This is a genomic window from Candidatus Enterococcus moelleringii, from assembly GCF_017377575.1.
In the GTDB taxonomy this organism is placed as follows: Bacteria; Bacillota; Bacilli; order Lactobacillales; family Enterococcaceae; genus Enterococcus_A; species Enterococcus_A moelleringii.
The window spans coordinates 86865-108802 of record NZ_JAFREM010000010.1 but is presented as its reverse complement, the minus strand read 5'-3'; the positions used below and the strand labels follow the sequence as shown (position 1 = coordinate 108802).

The 21938-nt window shown below is 42.9% G+C and carries 23 protein-coding genes and 1 pseudogene; 18 read left to right on the top strand and 6 right to left on the bottom strand.

Translation table 11 applies throughout. The features are described 5' to 3' along the window. The first annotated feature begins 105 nt into the window (after positions 1 to 105). From JZO70_RS06125 to JZO70_RS06090, 8 genes and pseudogenes are all read left to right on the top strand, one after another. A complete protein-coding gene (locus tag JZO70_RS06125; RefSeq protein WP_207672663.1) occupies positions 106 to 993 on the top strand; it encodes a DUF6282 family protein in 888 nt (295 codons plus the stop codon). A 13-nt stretch (positions 994 to 1006) separates the two neighbouring features. Further along, the gene (locus tag JZO70_RS06120; RefSeq protein ID WP_207672662.1) at positions 1007 to 1735 is read left to right on the top strand and encodes a PIG-L deacetylase family protein; all 729 of its coding nucleotides are present in this window, start codon (positions 1007 to 1009) and stop codon (positions 1733 to 1735) included. A gap of 61 nt (positions 1736 to 1796) precedes the next feature. After that, the gene (locus tag JZO70_RS06115; protein ID WP_207672661.1) at positions 1797 to 2480 is read left to right on the top strand and encodes an RraA family protein; all 684 of its coding nucleotides are present in this window, start codon (positions 1797 to 1799) and stop codon (positions 2478 to 2480) included. A gap of 14 nt (positions 2481 to 2494) precedes the next feature. Then, the gene (locus tag JZO70_RS06110) at positions 2495 to 3880 is read left to right on the top strand and encodes an aspartate-alanine antiporter-like transporter (RefSeq protein WP_207672660.1); all 1386 of its coding nucleotides are present in this window, start codon (positions 2495 to 2497) and stop codon (positions 3878 to 3880) included. A gap of 83 nt (positions 3881 to 3963) precedes the next feature. After that, positions 3964 to 5376: pseudogene (locus tag JZO70_RS06105) on the top strand (oxaloacetate decarboxylase subunit alpha). A 13-nt stretch (positions 5377 to 5389) separates the two neighbouring features. Beyond that, on the top strand, positions 5390 to 5689 hold the full coding sequence (locus JZO70_RS06100) for an OadG family protein (protein WP_207672659.1): 300 nt from the start codon (positions 5390 to 5392) through the stop codon (positions 5687 to 5689). A 36-nt stretch (positions 5690 to 5725) separates the two neighbouring features. After that, positions 5726 to 6055 (top strand): biotin/lipoyl-containing protein, encoded by a 330-nt coding sequence (locus JZO70_RS22580; protein ID WP_207672658.1) that lies wholly within the window; start codon positions 5726 to 5728, stop codon positions 6053 to 6055. Between the two features lie 10 nt (positions 6056 to 6065). After that, on the top strand, positions 6066 to 7196 hold the full coding sequence (locus tag JZO70_RS06090) for a sodium ion-translocating decarboxylase subunit beta (protein ID WP_207672657.1): 1131 nt from the start codon (positions 6066 to 6068) through the stop codon (positions 7194 to 7196). 185 nt (positions 7197 to 7381) lie between these two features. Here the strand turns inward: JZO70_RS06090 and JZO70_RS06085 are convergent, their stop codons facing one another. From JZO70_RS06085 to JZO70_RS06065, 5 genes are read right to left on the bottom strand one after another with little or no spacing between them, the layout of a single operon-like run. Then, positions 7382 to 8335, bottom strand: coding sequence for a zinc-binding dehydrogenase (locus JZO70_RS06085; RefSeq protein ID WP_207672656.1), 954 nt, complete (start codon positions 8333 to 8335; stop codon positions 7382 to 7384). After that, on the bottom strand, positions 8336 to 8971 hold the full coding sequence (locus JZO70_RS06080) for an ABC transporter permease (protein WP_207672655.1): 636 nt from the start codon (positions 8969 to 8971) through the stop codon (positions 8336 to 8338). Next, positions 8968 to 9741 (bottom strand): ABC transporter ATP-binding protein, encoded by a 774-nt coding sequence (locus JZO70_RS06075; protein ID WP_207672654.1) that lies wholly within the window; start codon positions 9739 to 9741, stop codon positions 8968 to 8970. The genes JZO70_RS06080 and JZO70_RS06075 overlap by 4 nt, the downstream gene beginning before the upstream one ends. Beyond that, a complete protein-coding gene (locus JZO70_RS06070; protein ID WP_207672653.1) occupies positions 9734 to 10384 on the bottom strand; it encodes an ABC transporter permease in 651 nt (216 codons plus the stop codon). The genes JZO70_RS06075 and JZO70_RS06070 overlap by 8 nt, the downstream gene beginning before the upstream one ends. Beyond that, the gene (locus JZO70_RS06065) at positions 10335 to 10688 is read right to left on the bottom strand and encodes a hypothetical protein (RefSeq protein WP_207672652.1); all 354 of its coding nucleotides are present in this window, start codon (positions 10686 to 10688) and stop codon (positions 10335 to 10337) included. Before JZO70_RS06065 ends, JZO70_RS06070 begins: the two co-directional genes overlap by 50 nt. Before the next feature lie 138 nt (positions 10689 to 10826). On the opposite strand from JZO70_RS06065, the gene JZO70_RS06060 reads away from it, so the two are divergent. Both JZO70_RS06060 and JZO70_RS06055 read left to right on the top strand, forming a co-directional pair. Beyond that, positions 10827 to 11741: a glycine betaine ABC transporter substrate-binding protein gene (locus tag JZO70_RS06060; protein WP_207672675.1), complete on the top strand. Its 915-nt coding sequence runs from the start codon at positions 10827 to 10829 to the stop codon at positions 11739 to 11741. A gap of 188 nt (positions 11742 to 11929) precedes the next feature. Beyond that, entirely contained in the window at positions 11930 to 12787 is an 858-nt protein-coding gene (locus JZO70_RS06055; protein ID WP_207672651.1) for an SDR family oxidoreductase, read from the top strand. A gap of 125 nt (positions 12788 to 12912) precedes the next feature. Here JZO70_RS06055 and JZO70_RS06050 read toward each other — a convergent pair whose 3' ends face one another. Then, the gene (locus JZO70_RS06050) at positions 12913 to 13248 is read right to left on the bottom strand and encodes a winged helix-turn-helix transcriptional regulator (RefSeq protein WP_430748889.1); all 336 of its coding nucleotides are present in this window, start codon (positions 13246 to 13248) and stop codon (positions 12913 to 12915) included. A gap of 167 nt (positions 13249 to 13415) precedes the next feature. On the opposite strand from JZO70_RS06050, the gene JZO70_RS06045 reads away from it, so the two are divergent. From JZO70_RS06045 to JZO70_RS06010, 8 genes are all read left to right on the top strand, one after another. Beyond that, complete coding sequence (locus tag JZO70_RS06045) at positions 13416 to 14396, top strand: SIR2 family NAD-dependent protein deacylase (RefSeq protein ID WP_242703808.1); 981 nt, start codon at positions 13416 to 13418, stop codon at positions 14394 to 14396. After that, on the top strand, positions 14393 to 15175 hold the full coding sequence (locus tag JZO70_RS06040; RefSeq protein WP_207672649.1) for a protein-ADP-ribose hydrolase: 783 nt from the start codon (positions 14393 to 14395) through the stop codon (positions 15173 to 15175). The genes JZO70_RS06045 and JZO70_RS06040 overlap by 4 nt, the downstream gene beginning before the upstream one ends. A 22-nt stretch (positions 15176 to 15197) precedes the next feature. Further along, positions 15198 to 16088 carry a nitroreductase family protein gene (locus JZO70_RS06035; RefSeq protein WP_207672648.1) on the top strand — a complete coding sequence of 297 codons (891 nt, stop codon included), beginning with the start codon at positions 15198 to 15200 and terminating at the stop codon, positions 16086 to 16088. A gap of 39 nt (positions 16089 to 16127) precedes the next feature. After that, complete coding sequence (locus JZO70_RS06030) at positions 16128 to 16613, top strand: pyridoxamine 5'-phosphate oxidase family protein (protein WP_207672647.1); 486 nt, start codon at positions 16128 to 16130, stop codon at positions 16611 to 16613. 12 nt (positions 16614 to 16625) lie between these two features. Beyond that, a complete protein-coding gene (locus tag JZO70_RS06025; protein ID WP_207672646.1) occupies positions 16626 to 17498 on the top strand; it encodes a DUF5131 family protein in 873 nt (290 codons plus the stop codon). 248 nt (positions 17499 to 17746) lie between these two features. Beyond that, complete coding sequence (locus tag JZO70_RS06020) at positions 17747 to 18589, top strand: helix-turn-helix domain-containing protein (RefSeq protein WP_207672645.1); 843 nt, start codon at positions 17747 to 17749, stop codon at positions 18587 to 18589. Between the two features lie 147 nt (positions 18590 to 18736). Further along, a complete protein-coding gene (locus JZO70_RS06015) occupies positions 18737 to 20185 on the top strand; it encodes a PTS transporter subunit EIIC (protein WP_207672644.1) in 1449 nt (482 codons plus the stop codon). A 21-nt stretch (positions 20186 to 20206) separates the two neighbouring features. Then, complete coding sequence (locus JZO70_RS06010; RefSeq protein WP_207672643.1) at positions 20207 to 21898, top strand: glycoside hydrolase family 3 protein; 1692 nt, start codon at positions 20207 to 20209, stop codon at positions 21896 to 21898. The last annotated feature ends 40 nt before the right edge of the window (positions 21899 to 21938 follow it).

Below are 21938 nucleotides of genomic sequence, written 5' to 3'. Positions count from 1 at the left end.
AATGTCTTTTTTTTAATTTCTTGTTGACATCTTATCCGGCAGCGGTTACAATTTGTTTGTCAACAAAATTGTTCAACAATATTGATCAACAGGAGGAGAAGCAATATGAGTAATATTTTAAAAGGTGCATATGATTTACACGTACATTCAGGTCCAGATATTATGCCGCGAAAGTTCGACGATTTGGAAATGGCTGAACGAATCAAAGAATCTGGAATGGCTGGTTATGTGTTAAAGTCACATTATTTCAACACTGCACAACGAGGATATTTAGTAAATAAGGTAACTCCAGAATGTAATTGCATTGGTGCCATTGCATTAAATCAATCAGTCGGCGGTATTAATTCAATTGCGGTTGAAATGGCGGCCAGATCGGGAGCAAAAATTGTATGGTTCCCAACTACGGACTCAGAAAACGAGATTTCCCATGTTATGACTGGTGATCCTAATAAAAAACTTCCTTACTGGGCCAAAATTGTTAAAGATCTTAAGGATGAAAATATTGAAATTCCAACGATCACTATTCTGAAAGATGGAAAGTTGACAGACGACACTATTAAAGTAATCGACACAATTGCTAAGTACAACATCATTTTAGCTACTGGCCATTTATCCCATGAAGAAACCTTCGCGCTTGTTGAGGAAGCACAAAAACGTGGGGTTAAGAAAATAATTATCACTCATGTAGATTTTCCGACAACTTATTACAGTGTAGAAGATCAGAAAAAACTGGCTGAATTTGGTGCATACATGGAACATTGTTATGTGACGTGGAAATCAGGAAAGGTTGATTTTGCTGAAACAGCTCGCCAAATTCGTGAATTGACACCAGATAAAGTGATTCTTGCTACAGATTTAGGTCAATCTAACAATGTTTACCCAGATGAAGGGCTTTTAGAATTTGCTGAGCGTTTGATCAATGAAGAAGGCTTTACCGAAGCAGACATTAGAAAAATGATTGTAGAAAATCCTTCAAAATTATTAGCAGAGTAAAGGAGAAAAATCGATGATTAAGGGAAAAAATTTATTAGTATTTAGTGCACATGCCGCTGACTATGTTTGGCGATCAGGTGGAACAATTGCAAAGTATGCTGCAAATGGTGCCAATGTTAAAGTTGTCGTTATGACTTTTGGTGTTCGTGGAGAGTCAAATGGTTTATGGAAAAAAGAGAACGCTACCTATGATTCAGTAAAAGAAGTAAGAAAGAAAGAAACCGCAGCTGCGGCTGAAATTCTGGGTGTCACTGACATGGAATATTGGGATTTGGTAGACTATCCAATTGATATTACTCAAGAATTGGAAAACAGAGTAGTAGAAACCATTCGAAAAATGCAACCGGATATTATCATCACTCATGATAAAAATGATATCTTAAATCCGGATCATAACAACATCCATGATCTTGTATGGCGAGCTAGTATTATGTCAAACTCTGCAGGTATTTTGACTGAGGGTCATCCAGTTACAAAACAAATGAGAATGTTTGGGTTTGAGCCTCATCAGACAGAAATAAGCGGATACGTGCCGGATCAGTTCATCGACATTACTGAAGTATACGACAAAAAAGTCAAAGCAATGGAGTGTTTTGCAGGGCAGCACCACTTAATTGAGTATTACAAACAACGAGCATTTATGCGAGGCAATCATGCCCGTCGTTTATCTGGGAACAACACGTATAAGTATGCTGAGAGCTTCGCAAATTTCTATGCGGTAGTTTCAGAGGAACTAGTTTAAAACAATAAAATTATCTCACTTCCTAAAACTGGGAAGTGAGATACATATAAAGGAGAAACGTATGAGTAAAGGTAGAATTGGTTTCAGAATTGGGGAAGACATCAACCGTCCGAAGGATACGTCAATCTTTCAAAAATTAATGGATTTTGGGACGCCGCCTCTTAGTGACGGACTTAATAAATTTAATACCTTAGATTCAAAAATTAAAGCGGTTTCTAGCGGGGTGAAATTAGCAGGTCCGGCCATTACGGTGAAGCTTAGACCAGCAGACAATTTAATGTTGCACAAAGCAATAGATATTGCAAAAGAAGGCGACATCATCATTGTCGATACTGGCGGTACTGAAAACTATTCAATCATGGGAGACCTGATGTCTAGTGCAGCCTTCAAGAAAAAAATTGGCGGCTTTGTGATTGACGGAGCCATTCGAGACATTGAAGAATTGAAAGAAAAGCAATACCCTATCTTTACTAAAGCTGTAACACCGGCGGTTGGAGACAAAGACGGCCCTGGTGAAATCAATTATCCCATCAGCTGTGGTGGAGTTGTTGTAATGCCGGGAGATTATGTTGTCGCAGATGACAATGGAGTAGTCATTATTCCACCCGACCATATCGACGAAATTGTTAGTGGAACTGAGAAGAAGTTGAAATATGAAGCAAATAGAGCGATTGAAATTGAAAAGGGACATATTACCAAACCTGATATCGATGAGAAGCTTCGAAAATTAGGGGTGCTGGATTAACTGGGGGGAGAATCATGTTTTTTAATTTGACAGAATTTGTTTTTAATCCATTCGTTTTGATTTTTGCAGCAATCTTTTTAGGAATGCTCTTTGGCCGAATTAGAATCAAGAGCTTCTGTTTCGGAGGATCAGGGGTCTTATTTGCTGGACTTTTTATTGGGTATTTTGTTCTAAAGTATGCCCACAGTTTTAGTGAAAGCTCGGATGAATACGCGGCAGCACAGGCTTTTATTGAAAAAGGAGTTATTGATCATCTGCTGTTCAATACATTTCTAGTTCTATTTGTGACTGCTATCGGACTTCTGGCTTCCAATAGCATCAAGAAAGTGATTAAAAAATATGGCTTTCAATTCGTTATTTTAGGATTTCTGATCACTTTTATGGGTGCAGCTACAAGTTTCGTTTTAACAGAGTCTCTGCCGCAAAAGGATATCTTTAAAGTTTCTGGAACGTATTCAGGGGCAATGACAAGTTCGCCTTCATTAGCTGCAGCACTTGAAACGGTGCAGGCTACTACGACTGAAGATGCCAAGAATTATGAAACCTTACCAACGAAAGAAAAACAGATGATTCTTGATGTATTAAATGATAATTCTCAAGAAAATCTGACGATTGAAAATACCCAAACACTGACTCAAAGTCAGCAAAAAACTTTTGTGGAAAAAGCGTCAGCTGATGTCGGAATCGGACACTCGATCTCGTTTCCGATTGGATCAATCGTAGTGATTCTATCCATGAGTTTTATTCATAAGATTTTTAGAATCAATCTTAAAGATGAAAAAGAAGAGTTTGCCAAAATTATGTCAGATGGTGATGCGGATGAAACAGAGAAAACAAACAAGTTTTCAAAAAATGTTCTATTTGATGTTACTGGGTTCGCATTAGCTGCGTTGGTGGGCTTAATCATTGGAAGTATTGAAATACCTCTAGGTAGTTTCGGAACATTTAGTTTAGGGATGACTGGTGGTGCCTTACTGGGCGGGTTGGTTCTAGGCTCAATTGGAAAAATCAGATTCATTAATTTCCGCATGGAAGACAAGGTACTACAGGTTTTGCGAACGCTTTGCTTAGAAATTTTCTTAGCTATTGTCGGATTACGTTATGGCTTTGGAGTGGTTGAATCTATTACCGGTTCTGGACTGACCTTCGTTGTTGTCGGATTCATCACAGCAGCTGTAGCACTTATGTCCGGTTTCTTAGTTGGAAGATATGTGTTCAAGATGAACTGGGTATTATTATCTGGAGCCATTTGCGGGGGTATGACCAATACAACTGGTATGGGTACACTGATCGATGTACTTGATTCAGACGATGCAGCGACAGGCTATGGTGCTACTTTCCCGTTTGCAATGATCGGCATGGTTCTGTTCACTATCATTCTACACCAGTTTACTGCGTAGTTTCTTAACGTAAAAGTGAAAACTCAAGGCCATCAACGATGTCTTTGAGTTTTTTAATTATCTAGAATAAGGATGGTGTTGTTTTGCAAAGGAAAGTGTCAATTACAGAGACCGTCTTGCGTGACGGACAACAAAGCTTAATGGCGACAAGAATGAAGCTATCAGATATTTTGCCAATTGTCGAGGTAATGAATAAGGCAGGGTATCATTCACTTGAATGCTGGGGTGGAGCAACCTTTGATTCTTGTATAAGATTTCTCAATGAAGATCCTTGGAAACGTCTGCGAATAATTAAAGAAAAAGCACCGGACGTACCGCTTCAAATGCTGCTAAGAGGACAAAACTTAGTAGGGTACCGACATTACGCAGACGATATTGTGGATTTGTTCGTGAAGAATGCCGTTGAAAACGGCATTGATATTTTTCGTATCTTTGATGCATTGAATGATACAAGAAATATAACGTCTGCGCTAAAGGCAGTAAAAAAATATGGGGCTCATGCTCAGCTTGCAATCTGCTACACAATCAGCGAGGTTCATACGGTTGATTACTTTACTAATTTAGCAAAAGAATTATTCGAGCTTGGTGCAGATTCAATCTGTATAAAGGATATGTCTGGAATACTAACACCCAGTGTGGCTACACAGCTGATAGGCGAAATTAAAAAGGTAGTAGCTATTCCAATAGCGGTTCACACTCACTCAACAAGCGGCATTTCTCAGATGACGTATTTAGCAGCCGTCGAAGCGGGGGCCGATATCATTGATTGTGCAATATCCCCCTTTGCTGAAGGAACAAGTCAGCCGGCGACTGAGTCTCTGAGTATCATTCTTAGAGAGCTAGGATTTAATGTTGATCTGGATGTTAAGGCTCTAAAACAAATCGCCTCACACTTCAAAGTTATTCGTGACAAGTATTTGGAATCCGGGGGACTAGATGCCCTGATGATGTTTGTCGATCCTGAAACGCTGCTGTATCAAGTTCCTGGGGGTATGCTATCCAATCTGTTAGCTCAATTGAAAGAATCCGGAGCTGAAAATAAATTCGAAGAAGTTCTACTTGAAATTGCGAAGGTTCGGGAGGATCTAGGCTATCCTCCATTAGTAACGCCAATGAGTCAAATGGTTGGAACACAAGCGGTTTTTAATGTTTTAACTAATGAACGATATAAGGTAGTACCTAGTGAGGTGAAAGATTATCTTCTTGGGAAATACGGCAAATCACCAATTGATATTTCTGCCAGCTTTAGAAAAACGATTGTAGAAGATAGTGAAGTGGTTTCTGGTCGTCCGGCTGACTATCTTAAACCTTAAATTGAAGAGCTGACAAAAGAACTTGGAGATCTTGCTAGGTGTGAAGAAGATCTTTTAACTTATGCTCTTTTTCCTCAGATTGGAAGAGAATTTTTAGAACGGAAATATGCGGCAAATCCACCATCACAAGGGATAGACCAAAAGAATGGTGTGACATGTATCTTTGCTAGATATAAGAACTAAGGGAGAATCAGTTATGGAAGCATTTAGTTTGTTCGATGGTCTTAGTGTAACAGTTGTGGCAATGACCATCGTATTTTTAGTTTTAGCTGGGTTATGGTTATTAATTGAGATTACGCATAAATTGATTGGAAAAACTGTATTGAACGAGTCAGCAACGACTTCTGATAAGACAGCTTGTGCTATTGGAGTAGATAATCGTGAAGATAGCGCCAGAGAACGAGCAGCTATAGCTATGGCTTTAGTGCTTGCACATGAAGAGAATGGTGCTGATCGATTCAAAGTAGAAGAAGTACAAAAAATTATAAGGAACTAAATCACTATATATAGTAAGAAGCTGGTGGAGGGCTATATGAAAATATACGAGATTGAGATAGACGATACTATTTATCAGGTGAAGGTAAGGAATATTAGTGAAGACGAATACTCTTCAAAGACTTCGAGCACGGTCATGGATTCTAGTTCGGAAACAGATGTTGTGATTTCGGCACCTATGTCTGGAACGATTCTTAACGTATTAGTAAAAGAAGGACAGTTTGTGAAGCAAGGTGACAATTTGGTTATTTTAGAAGCGATGAAGATGGAGAATGAAATAGTCGCCAGTAAAGATGGACAAATAAAAAAAATACTTGTAAAAAATCAGGATCTGGTTGATTCAGAACAAACGTTAATTATTATGTAGGAGGACAAAAATGGTAGCCGTTTTAACAGAGTTAATTCAAAGTTCGGGTCTTCTAAACATGAGTTATAAAGAAGTGATTATGATTGGAATAGGGTGTATATTTTTATTTTTGGCGATTGCCAAGGGATACGAGCCATATCTAATGATTCCAATTGCTTTTGGAATCATTTTGGTGAATTTGCCGCTTGCAGGTTTAATGATGGAACCTAGTGGAGGCCAACCGGGTGGCTTGCTTTATTACCTTTATCAAGGAACAAATTTAGGGATTTATCCACCTTTAATTTTTCTTTGTTTAGGGGCCTCTACGGATTTCGGACCTTTGATCGCAAATCCCAAAACGTTACTACTGGGAGGGGCAGCACAATTCGGAATTTTTGCAGCTTTTTTTGGTGCTTTAGCATTGGGAATGACACCTCAAGAGGCAGCATCTGTAGGAATAATTGGAGGAGCAGATGGTCCTACCGCAATTTATTTGACTTCTAAACTTGCGTCGCATATCCTACCAATTATCGCTTTAGCAGCATATTCATACATGGCACTAGTGCCAATTATTCAGCCACCAATAATGAAAATATTAACAACCGAAAAAGAACGTACAACGGTGATGAAACAATTGCGGCCAGTAGGAAAAAAAGAAAAGGTAGTATTTCCAATTATCACAACTATTTTTGTCAGTATTATTATTCCATCAGCGGCTGCCTTAGTGGGTATGCTGATGCTGGGGAATTTAATTCGCGAGAGCGGCCAAGTTCCCAAACTGACAGAAACTTTGCAAAATGCGTTCATGTATATAATCACTATCATTCTTGGAGTAACAGTAGGTGCAAAAGCAGGCGGGGATATCTTTCTCTCCCTCACAACTTTAAAAATCATTGCAATGGGGTTGTTTGCTTTTTCAATTGGAACTGCTGCTGGAGTGATTATGGGGAAAATCATGTATCGCTTAACAAATGGAAAAATAAACCCGCTAATTGGCGCAGCGGGCGTTTCTGCTGTTCCGATGGCAGCACGAGTAGCACAAAAAGAGGGAATAAAGTATAATTCATCAAATTACTTATTGATGCACGCAATGGGTCCTAATGTTGCCGGAGTGATTGGATCTGCAGTAGCAGCTGGTGTGTTGCTGGCCTTTTTCGGATAAATGTGTTCTTAAAGTTAGCAAATACAGAAAGCTATCATTTAGGCAATAATTAATGATCTTTAGAATGACAGAACATTTAGCCATGGAAAAAAATCGTCGAGAAGTACCGCTTATATTAAAGAAAATATGATGTGAAAAACTTGGCTCTGAAGGTCAGCGGCATGCCAACCTTTAGGGCCAAGTTTTTAGTCATTCATCACAACGACTTTTCCGAAGCTGCGACTGCTTTCTAAGTATTCGTGGGCTTTTTGTGTGTCCTTCAAGGAGAAGATTTTCTCAGGCTTCACGTTAATTTGGTACGCAGCAAGATAATCCAAAAGCTGATTTATTTGTGCACTGCTGACGTCATTAGAGTAAAAGCCCGTCAAATAGCCGCCGTTGGAATCGATAATTGGATCAAACTCTTCTAAATACCACTTTCCACCAAGTTGCCCAGTGCTGCAAACAATTCCCTCAGGTAAAATATGAGTGAAGCTATCTTTTATCGTCGCTGGACCAACCAGCTCCAAAATTTTGTCGTATTTCTTCTCAGTTTGCAGCTGACCATCGCGGTCAATTACAACATCCGAAAAGCCAGCCGCCAGCAAAGCATCAACTTTTTCTAAATTGCGGCTAGTTCCATCAACTTCGATCGTTGCAAACTTTCCTCGCAGCAATTTCAAAAAGGCAATCCCCACTCCGCTAGTCCCGCCGCGAACCAACACCTTATCGGCAGCATTGATTTTTAAACGCAGCATAGAACCAAAGGCGGTATAAAAAGTTTCTGGCACAGCCGTTAGTTCTTCCCAAGATAAGTCTGTCGTTACCGGATAGATCTGTTCATTTGGCAGCAATACATATTCCCCATAGCCGCCGTCAAAATCCCGACCCATTTCTCCCATAATCGAGATGACTTTTTGTCCCACCGGCAGTTTCGTTTCATCAGAAGTTTCCGCGATGACACCCACAGCTTCAATTCCTAAAATCCGGGGAAACTGAACGGAAGGCGAGAGTCCTTGGCGGGTAAATATTTCGGAATGATTGATCCCGAAGCCCTTTACCTGAATCAAGGACCAGCCGGGTTTAACTTTAGGCGTAGGCACCTCGGTGTAAACTAATTTTTCCGGCCCGCCGGCTTCATAGACTACAATGGCTTTCATTTAAACTTCCTCCAATCCTAGTTTTCGCAACGCAACTTTTTCAATAATTTTAAATACCAGACTGCTGGCAATACACAATAAAACCGTCAGCAGGGTTCCCCAAAGCAGCTTTACCATACTCTGAGTTCGCAGCCCATCAAACAATACGGTACCTAAGCCACCAGCATTAATCGTTGCCGCGATGGTGGCAATCCCGATAATCGCTGTCAACGCCTGACGAATCCCGCTGAAGATCGATTTTGCGGCTAAGGGCAATTGAATCTTCCGGAAAACCTGTTGCGAGGTCATCCCCATTCCTTGGGCGGCTTCCACCACCATCGGATCGATCTGCTGAATCCCGGTCGTGAAGGTTCGGAGTAAAATATACTCGCTGTACAAACTTAGAACAATCACAGCAGTGGTAGTTCCTAGTCCGGATAAAGGGATCAACAAGGCGAAAAAGGCATAGCTGGGAATCGAGTACAGCGCCGAAAAGAAATAGATCAAGCTGGTGAGCCAATTGGTTCGGCTGCTGAAAACGGCAACGATCAGGATTGCCAGCACCAGAGCAATTGCCAGCGAAATAGAAACTAGCTGCAAGTGTTGCAGCAATGCTGTGGTTAACCGTTCATGATAATCTATCCAATAATCAATCATCGATACTTCCTCCAAATTTCTTCTTCAGCATACACTGTATCCAGTAGCTGCTTCACAAACGCGGTTTTCGGCTGGCGAATAATGTTTTCCGGGGTATCAAATTGATCCAAATTTCCCTCCCGCATAATCATTACCTTGGTTCCTAACGCAAAAGCTTCATTAATATCGTGGGTGACAAAAAGAAAGGTCTTCTTTTCTAAACGCTGGTGCAGATTTTTTATTTGGGCCTGCAGCTCTTTTCGAGTTATGGCGTCCACCGCGCCAAAAGGTTCATCCAACAACATAATATCTGGATTGGCCGCAAGAGCTCGTGCCACGCCGACTCTTTGCTGCTGCCCACCGGAAAGCTGGCGGGGGAAACGGGTGGCGTATTCTTCATAAGGTAATTGTACCAGTTCCATTAATTCCTGCACCCGTTGCGTAATCCGAGCTTTCTCCCAGCCCAGCAGTTCCGGCACGGCCCCGATATTCTTTTCAATTGTATAATGCGGGAAAAGGCCAATTTGCTGGACGACGTATCCGATTTTGCGCCGCAGCTGATTGACATCAAAGGCTTCTACCGACTGATTGTAAACCGTGATTTCGCCGGCATCGGGCTCGATCAAGCGGTTGACCATTTTTAAGGTGGTGGTTTTTCCAGAGCCGGAGGTGCCTAGAATCGTCACGAATTCACCTTCCGGAATATCAAAACTCAAGTTATCGATCGCGTGATTAGTGGCACCGTTAAAGCTTTTTCGGACGTTTTTAAAAGAGACAGCTGTGTTAGACATGATTTTTTTGCACCTTTCTAATGATGAAATCAAAGAGAGCGATACTGATCAGTGACAATAAAGTCACCGTTCCGCCGCCGATCAACAACAAATCCATTCGATACAGGCCTAGGCCGGTAAAGATTAAGGTTCCAAGACCGCCCGCCCCGATGTAGGTTGCCAACGTAGCACTAGCTAGAATTTCAACCAGCGCCAGCTTCAAGCCATTTAAAATATACGGCATCGCCAAAGGCACCTCGATTCGTCGGAACAGTTGCTTTTGGTTCATGCCGATTCCCCGCGCGACTTCTTTCGTGATCACCGGAACCTCGTGGAATCCCAAAGCTGTATTGATTAAAATTGCTGGGATGGCTAGAAAAGTCAAAGCGATTAAAGCCGGAAATTCACCGACACCTACTAAAGGAATCAAAATGAACAACACCGCTAAGCTGGGAATAATCCGCAGCAATTGAGAACCGGTTTGGAACAGCTCAGCTAGAATTTTCACTCGAAAGCTGAGATAGCCTAGGGGCAGGCCGATGATGGTTGCCCAGAACAAGGCCTTGAAGCTGATGAGTAAATGCGTCATCAGAAGGCCAATATATTGGTTCATACTATTTTGAAAATAAGTCATTATTTCTTGAATCACGGAAAATCCCTCCATTAAGCTGCTGTTTTTCCTGCCACAGCGCCAATTCTTCTAAAATTGCGACATATTCTTGGCCTAACTCGGTTAATTGAAAGGCCAGGTCATTTCTTTGGATCAAGCCTTCGTTGCAAAGCTCCCACAGACAGGCGGTGGCTTGATGGGGCATTTTATGATAGATCATTTGAAAGTCCTGCAGAGAAATGTTTCTATTACAATAGAAGCTTTTTAAAATCGTCACCTTTAAGGCCGACGCCGAAAACTGCAAGAATACTTCAACCGGCTCCATCTTTACACCTTCTTTTCTATGCCATTTAATCATAACCAACCACCTCTGGAAAAACTAGTAGGCACTTTTTTATCAGGTAGTTACAAAAAGGTAAGTGACTAATAAAAAAGTGCCTACTTCCCAAATGAATTTTTACTGGTTAGTATTAAAACATAGAAACGAAGGGAGCAAATACAATTGAAAAAAATAATCGTAAGTGGTTTAGCAGCTTTGGCACTAGTGACACTAGCAGCCTGTGGAGGAGATTCAGGAAGTACAACCGGCAGCAGCGAGGAAACGGCCGAAAGCATTAAAGTCGGTTCAAAGGATTTTACTGAAAGCTTAGTGGTCAGCGAAATTTACGCCAACGCCTTAGAGGATAACGGCTACACCGTCGAGCGGGTACAAAACATCGCCAGCTCCGTCATTCCCCAATCCATCGAAGACGGTGAGGTAGATATTTACCCTGAATACACTGGAACAGCGTTGCTGAGTATTTTTGAATTACCATTAGAAACCGACCCTGATAAAGTGTACGAAACCGTCAAAGATGCTTATGAAGAAGACGGCGTGTTAACCGTTTTGGACTACGCACCAGGAAATGATGGTCAAGGAATTGCTATTAAAACTAGTGTGGCGGAAGAATATGGGATCGCGACTATCAGCGATTTGCAGGCAAATGCCGACAAGGTCCGTTTTGCTTCTCAAGGAGAATTTGACGAACGGGCGGATGGTCTGAAAGGACTTGCTGAATCCTACGGCGAATTCAATTTTGAATCTTCTACTGTGTATGACAACAGCTTGAAATATCAAGTCTTGAAAAACGATGAAGCCGATGCAACACCGGCTTATACTACCGAAGGACAGCTTTCTGATAAGGAAGAATTTACTGTTTTAGAAGATGACAAACAATTTTGGCCGCCTTACAATCTAGTGCCAGTAGCTCGTCAAGATATGTTAGAAGCCAATCCAGAAGCCGCTGAAATCATTAATACCATCGACGAAAACTTAGACACAGACACATTGATTGAACTAAATGCTAAAGTTGATCTAGATGGCGAAGACTATGAGAAAGTTGCCAAAGATTACTATGAGTCGATAAAATAAGAAGTAAAAAATCTGAATGAATACTAGCGAAAAATATCGTTCGAACGCACCCGTTGATCCGTACTAAAGCCGATGGGGGATGGTTCGATATTTTTTGTTTTAAGGTTTATGATACTAGGGAGGGTATTCACGGGAGTGCTGTTTCTGAGAACTGAGAAAATTGATAGAAAAAGAAAGGCGTGAAAAATATGAAATATGCTGTTACAGGAGCTACAGGAAACTTAGGGAGTCGCGTGGTTAAGGAGTTAGCTGAATTAGTGGATGTGCAGGATATCGTGGCAGTGGTCCATTCGCTTTCTAAAGCGGAAGATTTGAAAAAAGCGGGTATTGCAGTAAGGCCGGGGGATTATTCGACGATCGACAGTATGGTTGAAGCGTTAAAAAGTATTGATCTGTTAATCTATATCCCCAGCAAGACCTACGACGTTTTGGAACGGGTGAGGGAACTGGAAAATACCTTAAAGGCGATGGAACAGGCTCACGTCAAAGAGATTATTTTCGTCAGTTTCTTTGCCGATCAAGAAAAAAATCCTTTTGTCATGTCGCCTTATTATGGTTATGCGCCCAGACGTTTGGCGGGTTCAGGATTTGATTATGCCGTCGTAAAAAATGCATTGTATGCTGATCCGTTAGTTCCTTATTTACCAGAACTGATTGAGCGCCAAAACATCATTTATCCTATTGGCGAAGCGCAGTTGTCCTTCATTTCGTTAGATGATAGTGCCGAAGCCATCGCGAAATTAGCGGTTCAACCGGCGTTAAGAAATGCCGGACAATCCTACTTGTTAAGCCAAGAGCAAAACTATTCGATGGAAGAATTAGGGGCTGTGATGAGTGAAGTGACCGGCAAACCGATCGGCTACCAACCGGTGACCTTAGCTGAATTCGCTGAGATTTACAAAGGCGATGGCGATGGAAATGAATTAGCCTCCATGTATCACGGCGGCGCACTGGGAATGTTAAATGGCGTTTCTACTGATTTTGAGAAAATTACCGGTCACGCACCGATGGATATGAAGACATTTTTACAAGCGAGTTATGAATAAAAAGATTTTATCAAAGGATTCTTTAAAGAATTGCGGATTTCGGAATAAGTTGAGATAGAAGAGGCTAGTTTGCCGGCTACGGATAATCTAAAAAGGAGCAATGAGACGTTCTCACTGCTCCTTTTTCACATTAAAGTCTCTTTATAATTGTTGCCCCAAACCTCCAAGGATTTGAAGATGGGCTGGATTGATTCGCCTAAAGGACTTAAGGCATACTCCACCCGAATCGGGACTTCTGGGTAAACCGTTCGGGTGATGAGACCATCGGCTTCCATGGAGCGGAGACTATCGGTGAGAACTTTTTGACTAATGCCTTCGAGATCCTTTTTCAATTCATTAAAACGCCAAGGACGTTGGATAAGATTGCGCAGAATCAGCAACTTCCATTTACTGCCAATCAGGGAGACGGTTGTGGCTACAGGACATTCAGGTAGTTCATCTAATTTTTTCAAAAGCTTCACTCTCCATTAGTTTCAAATTGACTGCTGCATTTATTTAGAATATAGCATACGAATTTTGGTGTGTCGATGGGTTACTTTTTAGTAACTAAGTAATAGATTTGTGCGTACTTACCAAGGCTTGTTTCCTCAGCTATAGTAAGAATAAGAAAACAAACGGGAGGCAGACCATGTTCAGGAGTAATAAAGTAAAGAAAAGCAATGATGCGCTCAACGGGTTAGAGCGAGTGAAGGCGCTGATTGAAGGGGTAGATAGTGTGGTGATTGGAGCGGGTGCCGGCTTGTCCACCGCGGCTGGTTATCGGTACAGCGGGGAACCATTCGCCCGTTATTTCACTGATTTTGCAGGGCTGTATGATTTTCAGGATATGTATAGCGGCGGCTTTTATCCTTACGATACACTGGAGGAGTATTGGGGCTATTGGTCGCGCTACATTTGGGTGAATCGTTACCTGGATTGTCCGGGAGATGTTTACCGGAATCTTTTAAAGCTGGTAGAAAAAAAGAACTACTTTGTGTTAACCACCAATGTGGACCACTGCTTTCATAAAGCTGGTTTTGATAAGAAGCGTTTGTTTTACACCCAAGGGGATTATGGTCTTTGGCAAGCGGGCTCCGGTCAGCCGAAAAAGACCTACGACAATTATCACCAGGTGAAGCAGATGATTTTGTCACAGGGATGGCGAATCGACGCGGACAACGATCTGCTGGCGCCTTCTCTTGATGGCGGCTACACCAAGCATACTTCTGCCATTGACTGGTCGCAGCTGAAGCTGGCTATTCCTTCTGAATTAGTCCCTTATGGCGAGGATGGACTGCCGTTTGCAATGAATCTGCGAGCCGATGACCGTTTCGTGGAGGACGCCGGCTGGCATGACGCGGCTAAGCGCTACAATCAATTCATAGAAAAACATGCAGCAGGTCCCATAATCTATCTTGAGATCGGAGTGGGCTTCAACACACCCATCATCATCAAATACAATTTTTGGAAAAAAGTCCACGCCAATCCCCAGGCCTATTATATTTGCCTGAATAAAGCTGAAGTTCATATCCCAAAGGAAATTCGTGATCGTTCAATTGGGATAGCTGGCGATGCTGACGTGGTGATCAACGAGCTGGTGGGAATACCCAAAAGGAGGTTTTTGGTGTGAGTCATCGTGAGCGACGGATTTGGTTGATTCAATATTTGCTGGATGAACAAGCGGTTTATAAAAATGCCATTATGCCTTCAGATGAGCTGGAGCAAAAGGAGCTGCTGCGGGCATTACTAAATATGAGACTGCCGGAGCCGGTTAGTGAAGAATTTCTGGCAATTCAGGATGTTTACTTGCGAGCAGAAAATGAATCGGCCGGCATTGTGAAGGTCGCGGATTTACCATCAGTTCCTAGTAATGATCACCTGATTCTTTGGCAAGGGGACATCACTCGGATAAAAGCCGACGGAATTGTTAATGCCGCCAATAGTCAAATGCTGGGCTGCTTTCAACCCTTGCATGCCTGTATCGATAATGTTATCGGATCTAAAGCCGGCGTTGGCTTGCGGCTGTTCATGGATGAGCTGATGAATCGGCAAGGGCATGAGGAACCTACTGGTCAAGCGAAGCTATCGCCAGGCTTCAATCTTCCCTGCAGCTTCATTTTGCATACGGTAGGGCCGATTGTTACTAGAAGATTAACAAAACAAAATGAAGCTGATTTGACCTCGTCTTACCGTGCTTGTTTGGAATTAGCGGTCGAAAGCAAAATGGAAAGTCTGGTTTTTTGCTGTATTTCAACCGGTGTATTCGGTTTTCCGCAAAAGCGGGCGGCTGAAATTGCCGTGGAAACGGTGAAAAACTTCCTGACTGAAAATCATCAGCTCAAGAAAATTGTCTTCAATGTTTTCAAGGATGAGGATTACGAGATTTATCAGCGACTGCTGTATTCATAAAATTAAATGAAGGAGGCAACTCATGGAAAGTAAAAAAGCAGCAGCCCGTTTTAACGTGGATTTTTCGAAATGCATCGGCTGCGGGAAATGCGTCAACGTGTGTTCTGGGATGGTTTTGAGCTTAGATGAGGAGCGGCATCCTCAAATGTCCGACTTCCCACGATTTGGTTGGCGGGGCTGCTGGCGCTGTCAGCATTGTTTAGCGGTTTGTCCCACCGGCGCCATTTCTATTTTTAATAAGCAGCCAGAGGAGTCACTGCCTCCAGCCCCGGCCGAAATGGGGGAATACATGGAGCGCTTGATTGTCAATCGCCGCTCTTGCAGAAGGTATCAGAAAAAGAATGTGAACCCCGAGATTTTAGAACGGATTTTGCGTGCGCTGCAAGCAGCACCCACCGGTGGCAATAGCAACAGCGTCGAGTACACGATTATTGACGATAAAAAGAGAGTAGAAAAAATTTGGAACGCCGCCTATCCAGGCATGGAACAGGCCGCCGCTCGCCATGAATACACCTCAAGCTTTGATGATTTTTACTATACTAAAATGAAGCAGTCGGAAAAAACGGTCAGAAAAGATGATCTGCTGTTTTGCGGTGCCCCGCATTTGTTTATCGCTCATAAAAAAGGCACCGGAAAGTGGGGCGAAGATGCTAAAGTAGACTGCAACATTGCCAGCGCTTATTTTGAACTGATCGCAAATGCCTATGGTCTAGGAACGGTGATTATGTCCTATTCTTCCGATGTTTTGCAGGAGCTGGCACCAGAGGCAAGAGCGATGCTGGGAATTCCCAAGGATCACTATATGAAGCTGATCATCGGCTTTGGTTATCCTGAAATCAAGTATGCCCGCGGCGTGCAAAAGGAACGGCCTGGCAAGGTCCATCGTTATACAACAAAAAACAAAAAGACCTAGTTGCACCAATTTGAAGCTGACTACAAGGAGGAGACAAAATTGGAGGATCATTTCGCTTTTTTCAAAGGTCTCAACTATGAGGATGGCCTCTCGGTTGTGACCGCTGTGTTCAAGAAATTCCCTCTGCAATATGGAACGACCCTAGGACTGGACGGAAACCCACAGATCCGACCATTGGAATTCAAATTTGAAGAAGACGGTGTCTTGTATTTTGATACCGTTGTTTATTATACTTCTTATAAAGAAATGCAGGCGCATCCCTGTGTGCAAATCTGCGTTTGTGATCAAAGCACCATGAGCTACGTGCGTGTCAGCGGGACGGTGAATTTCACCGATGATCCAGCTATCATCGACCGCTGCTTTGAAAACAGTCCGGTATTGACCTCGCAATTTAGTGAACATCGTGAGACCGTGATCGGCTACTACTTAACAAATGTACAGGCAGAGTTTATGTCCTTTGCCAAAGAGCTGCCAGCCAAAACCTATCAGCTTCGAAATAAATACGATCAGCAACCAGCGAAATAAAGAGGGATAAAAATGAGTGATATCTGGAATCCGTGGCATGGCTGTAAAAAAGTCAGTCCCGGCTGCAAAAATTGTTATATGTACACCTTGGACAAGCAGCGAAACAAAAAAGGCTCGGACATTTATCGGGTCCAGCAGATGTTCGACTGGCCGTTAAAAAAGGATCGCGCAGGTCGTTATTATGTTCCCAGCGGATCAACCATTCGCGTCTGCATGACCTCTGATTTTTTTCTGGCGGAAGCCGACGAATGGCGGGAAGAAGTCTGGGATATTATTCGCCAACGTTCTGACGTTTTCTTTTTTATTCTAACCAAGCGAATCCACCGAGGCCAGGAATGTCTGCCGAAAGATTGGGGCGAGGGCTGGGAAAATGTTTGGCTGAATGTCTCGGTGGAAAATCAGAAAACTGCCGATGAACGAATCCCTCAGCTGTTATCTTTTCCAGCAAAACACAAAGGAATCATGTGCGCGCCGCTGATTGAATCCATCGAGATAGCTGATTATTTATCACAAGGTCAGCTGGAGCATGTGATCGTCGGTGGCGAGAACTACGACGGTGCCCGTCCGCTGCATTTTGAATGGGTTCAAGCAATTTATCAAGCCTGCATAGAGCACAAGGTCAACATGGATTTCATCGAAACCGGTAATTATCTCGTTAAGGCTGGCAAAAAGTATACCATCCCTAAATCTTTGCAAGCCGAGCAAGCTAGAAAATCTGGCCTGAACTGCCGAAACAGAGAAGTAATGGTCAATTTATCAGAGCAGCCGGTCAACGAATCGGTGCTGTTATTTGAAGTAGAGAAGCGAACGCTGTGTGATACCTGCAGCTACAAAACGAAATGTACGCCACGAGAAAAAATGGTTGGATGTCAGTTGGAGATTTAAGCGTTGCTTGTGTTTGTTCACGTTGAAATTAGGTGTTGAAAATTTCTGATTCGTTATGTTATTATAATTAATAGGTACCCGATATGATGATAATACGTGCTAAGGCACGACAAAAAAACGTAGCTTTTGGCCGAAAGCTACGTTTTTTTGTATACCTCCAATTAAACAAAAGCTACTGCATTTTTGGGTGTCCTATCTATCTAGCACCATTGTTCACGTATAATAGAAAGATACAGGAGGCTGATTGTGTGAAGGGTAAATACGAAATTCACCAGATGAAAAAGAATTATCCCATTAAAGTGATTCCTCACCGGATTTTTTCAGAAAGAGGTCTGATCCAAGAGCCCCTTTCTTTACACTGGCATCGGAGTATCGAAATCGTCCTAGTTTTAGGAGACGATCTGACGATTTGGAAAGAAGGAACGACGCACACATTGAAGGACGGTGAAGTGCTGCTGATTAACAGCGAGGAAAGCCACGAGTTTTTATTGGAGCGCAATCATCTCTATCAAGGAGTGAGCCTGATTGTCTCCTACGAATTTCTCAAGCGGCAGGTGCCTCAGCTGGATCACTTCAGTTTTACTTTGGAAAAGGCCGACCAAGTGCTGGCAAAAATACAGCAGCTGCTGATTGATTTAAGAGATCTCTATCTTTCACAGGACCAATGGGTAACATTTTTACTTCAAAGAAAAGCCAGCGAATGTGCGTATTTGCTTTTTTCCCATTGCCTGCAAGACCACCAAACCGCCCTGCAGCAATCTAAATATGCCCAACGCTACAAAACCGTGATCGGCTATATCAATGAACACTTTACCGAACCGATTACCTTGTCTGAAGTAGCTGAGGTGGTTCACTTGAATCCCGACTTCTTTTCCCGCAACTTCAAAGAGTATATCGGTATTTCTTTTAAAGATTATTTGAAAAAGGTCCGCTTGAATAAGGCTATAGGAGAAATGCACCACACCGGTGCGACCCTAACGGAAGTTGCCTACATCAGCGGTTTTGCCGATCACAAAGCATTTGTCAAAGCTTTTAAAGAGGTGCATGGCATGACGCCCAGCCAGTATCGCAAGCAGTTTTCAGCCAGCTAACATCAAAAAAGAACGGTTATGCTGGCTTTTTTGACAGTAAATTCGATAAAAAGTCAATAATTGCCTAAATCTATCTCAAAAATCGGAATGTTTGTCCGGTTGATCCTTCATATAATGAGAACGTATTCAATTGAAGGAGGACTTATGATGGCAGATAACAAGAACTTGGCAAAGATGATCATTCAACACGTGGGTGGTAAAGACAACGTTCGTTCACTGACCCATTGTTTTACCCGCTTACGCTTTGTGTTGAAGAATGAAGACAAAGCCAATACGGATTTACTGAAGCAAACCGACGGCATCGTTGATGTGATTCAACAAGGCGGTCAATATCAAGTGGTTATTGGTATGCGGGTGGAGGCAGTCTATACAGAAGTAATGAAACGACTGGATCTGGAAGGTCAACCGGTGGAAGAAGAGCCGGAAACCAGTGAATCAAAATCGCTGTTTAATCGGTTTGTTGACACGGTTTCGGGAATTTTCATGCCGCTGTTAGGCTTACTGACAGCCTGTGGGATTATCAAAGGGTTGCTGGCAATTTTGGCTGTTTCTGGCTTGTTAACTGAAACCGACGGCACCTATGTCATGCTGAATGCTGTGGGGGATTCCTTGTTTTACTTTTTCCCGATTTTCTTAGCCTACACTGCTGCTAAAAAATTCAAGCTTAACGAGTTTACCGGGATGGCAATTGGGGCGTCTATGATTTACCCAGCAATTATTAATTCGATTACCGACACACCGTTGGATACCTTGTTTGCCGGAAGTATCATCGAGTCTAATGTTTTCTTGACCTTTTTGAAAATTCCGGTAGTGCTAACCAACTATTCTTCCACCGTGATTCCGGCAATCCTGGCGGTTTGGTTTGCTTCGATTGTGGAGAAACAGGTGAAGAAAATCGCGCCAGCTGCCGTGAAAAATTTCTTTGTCCCATTAATGACGTTGTTGATTTCCGTGCCGATTATTTTCATCGTAATTGGTCCATTGGCTACTTGGGCTTCAACTATTATCGGCGCATTTGTCGAAGTATTGTACGGCTTTAGTCCGATTTTGTTTGGGGCATTTGTAGGCGGATTCTGGCAGATTTTCGTTATGTTCGGGATTCACCAAGGGATGATTCCAATTGTAATCAACAATTTGGCGACACTAGGATACGACACAATTTTTGCCGCAACCTGTACCGCATCATTTACTCAGTTGGCAATTTTGATCGCCATTGTGATTCGCACGAAAAACAAACGGATTAAAAATACTGCTACGGCTGCGATTTTCCCAGCGATCTTCGGGATTACCGAACCAGCCATTTATGGGGTGACATTACCGCTGAAAAAACCGTTCATTATCAGCTGTGTTTCTTCTGGTGTTGGCGGAGCATTGGCCATGGCTTTAGGCGTAAAATTCTATCAAATGGGAGGACAAGGGATTTTCTCTTTCCCTTGCTATTTGAATCCAGCGTCTGGCGATTTCAATGGTATTTGGATGAGTGTGATCGCGATGGGTGTAGCCATGATTCTTTCGTTTGTGGCAACCCTATTCTTGTACCGTGACACCACCGAAGAAAAAACAAAAGTTGATTTAAAGGAAACTGTTGCAGAATAATAATAGATAAAGAGGATACTAATGATTGATTTGAAAGCAAAGCCATTTGATTTGACGGAGAAACAAAGTGAAAAGGTTCAGCAGATCGTGCAGCAGCTGTCTTTGGAAGAAAAGATCGGGCAACTCTTCTGCTTACACGGTGATTACAAAGATACCGATGAAATTAAGCAAGTGATTGCTGACTATACCCCGGGCGCCATGATGTATCGTCCCGGCGACAGCCAGCAAATCCAGGAAATTCATCGCTTGATCCAAGAAAACAGCAAGGTCCCATTATTGTTGGCGGCTAATTTGGAAGCCGGCGGCGATGGGATTGGCAAAGACGGCACTTTTTTTGGTCGGGCGATTCAAGTTGCCGCGGCTGAAGATGAAAAGCATGCTTATCGCTTAGGCAAAATTGCTGGAGCAGAAGGCGCGGCAGTGGGATGCAATTGGGCCTTCGCGCCAGTTGTTGATATCAATTTGAATTTTGCCAATCCGATTACCAATGTTCGGACCTTTGGCTCGGATGTCTCACGGGTGAAGGACTTGGCGCTGCAATATATTCGCGGCTGCCAGGAAGAAGGTGTGGCGGTTTCCATCAAGCATTTTCCAGGTGATGGGGTAGATGATCGGGACCAGCATTTGCTAACCTCGGTAAACAGCCTATCGACCGATGAATGGGATCAAACCTATGGGGTGGTTTATCGGGAGTTGATTGAAGCTGGAGCGAAAACGGTGATGGCCGGACATATTATGCAGCCAGCGTATTCTCGAAAACTGCGCCCCGGGATTAGCGATAATGAAATTCTTCCAGGATCACTTTCGCCGGAGTTGTTGCAGGATTTGCTGCGAAAAGAATTGAACTTTAACGGATTGATCGTCACCGATGCTACTAATATGGCGGGTTTTTCCAGCTGTGGCAAACGCAAAGAGTTGCTGCCGCAAGCGATCGCGGCAGGATGTGACATGCTGCTGTTCACTCGCAATTTGGCGGAGGATTACGCTTCTGTTTTGGAGGGTTACCATTCAGGTATCATTTCAGCGGAACGTTTGGAAGAGGCCGTCCTGCGGATTTTGGCAACGAAAGCTTCTTTAGGATTACTGGACAAAGAGCAGTTAGTACCAGATAAGGATGCCCTGAGCGTATTGCGTTGTGATCAGCATCGCCGCTGGGCTTATGAGTTGGCGGATGAATCCATTACCTTAGTTAAGGATACGCAAAATCTGCTGCCGCTAACGTCAGCGGACTACAAAAAAGTATTAGTGATTGTTTTAGGCGATGTAGTTAGTGCCAGCGGCAAGCCGCCGGTCAGCCAGAGCTTTATCCAGCATTTGCGAGCAGAAGGCTTTGAGCCTACCATTTTCCAAAAAGAACTTCACGGCGACTTATTAACCAAGGCACCTGTCGAAGAACTCACAGCTCAGTTTGATTTAGTTCTTTATTTTGCCAATATCAAAACCGCCAGCAACCAAACAACGGTGCGAATTAATTGGCTTGCACCAATGGGCGTGGACGTGCCATGGTTTGTGGAGGAAATACCCACCATGTTCATTTCGATCGCCAACCCGTACCATTTGCAGGATGTGCCGATGATTAAGACCTATATTAATGCCTATACCGCCAACGAGTTTAACCCAAAAGTTCTAGTGGAAAAATTAGTCGGCAAATCACCTTTTAAGGGAATCAACCCAATCGATCCCTTCTGCGGCTATTGGGATACAAAACAATAAGAATATAAGGTCAGGGGGAAGCAATTCTCGCCTGACTTTT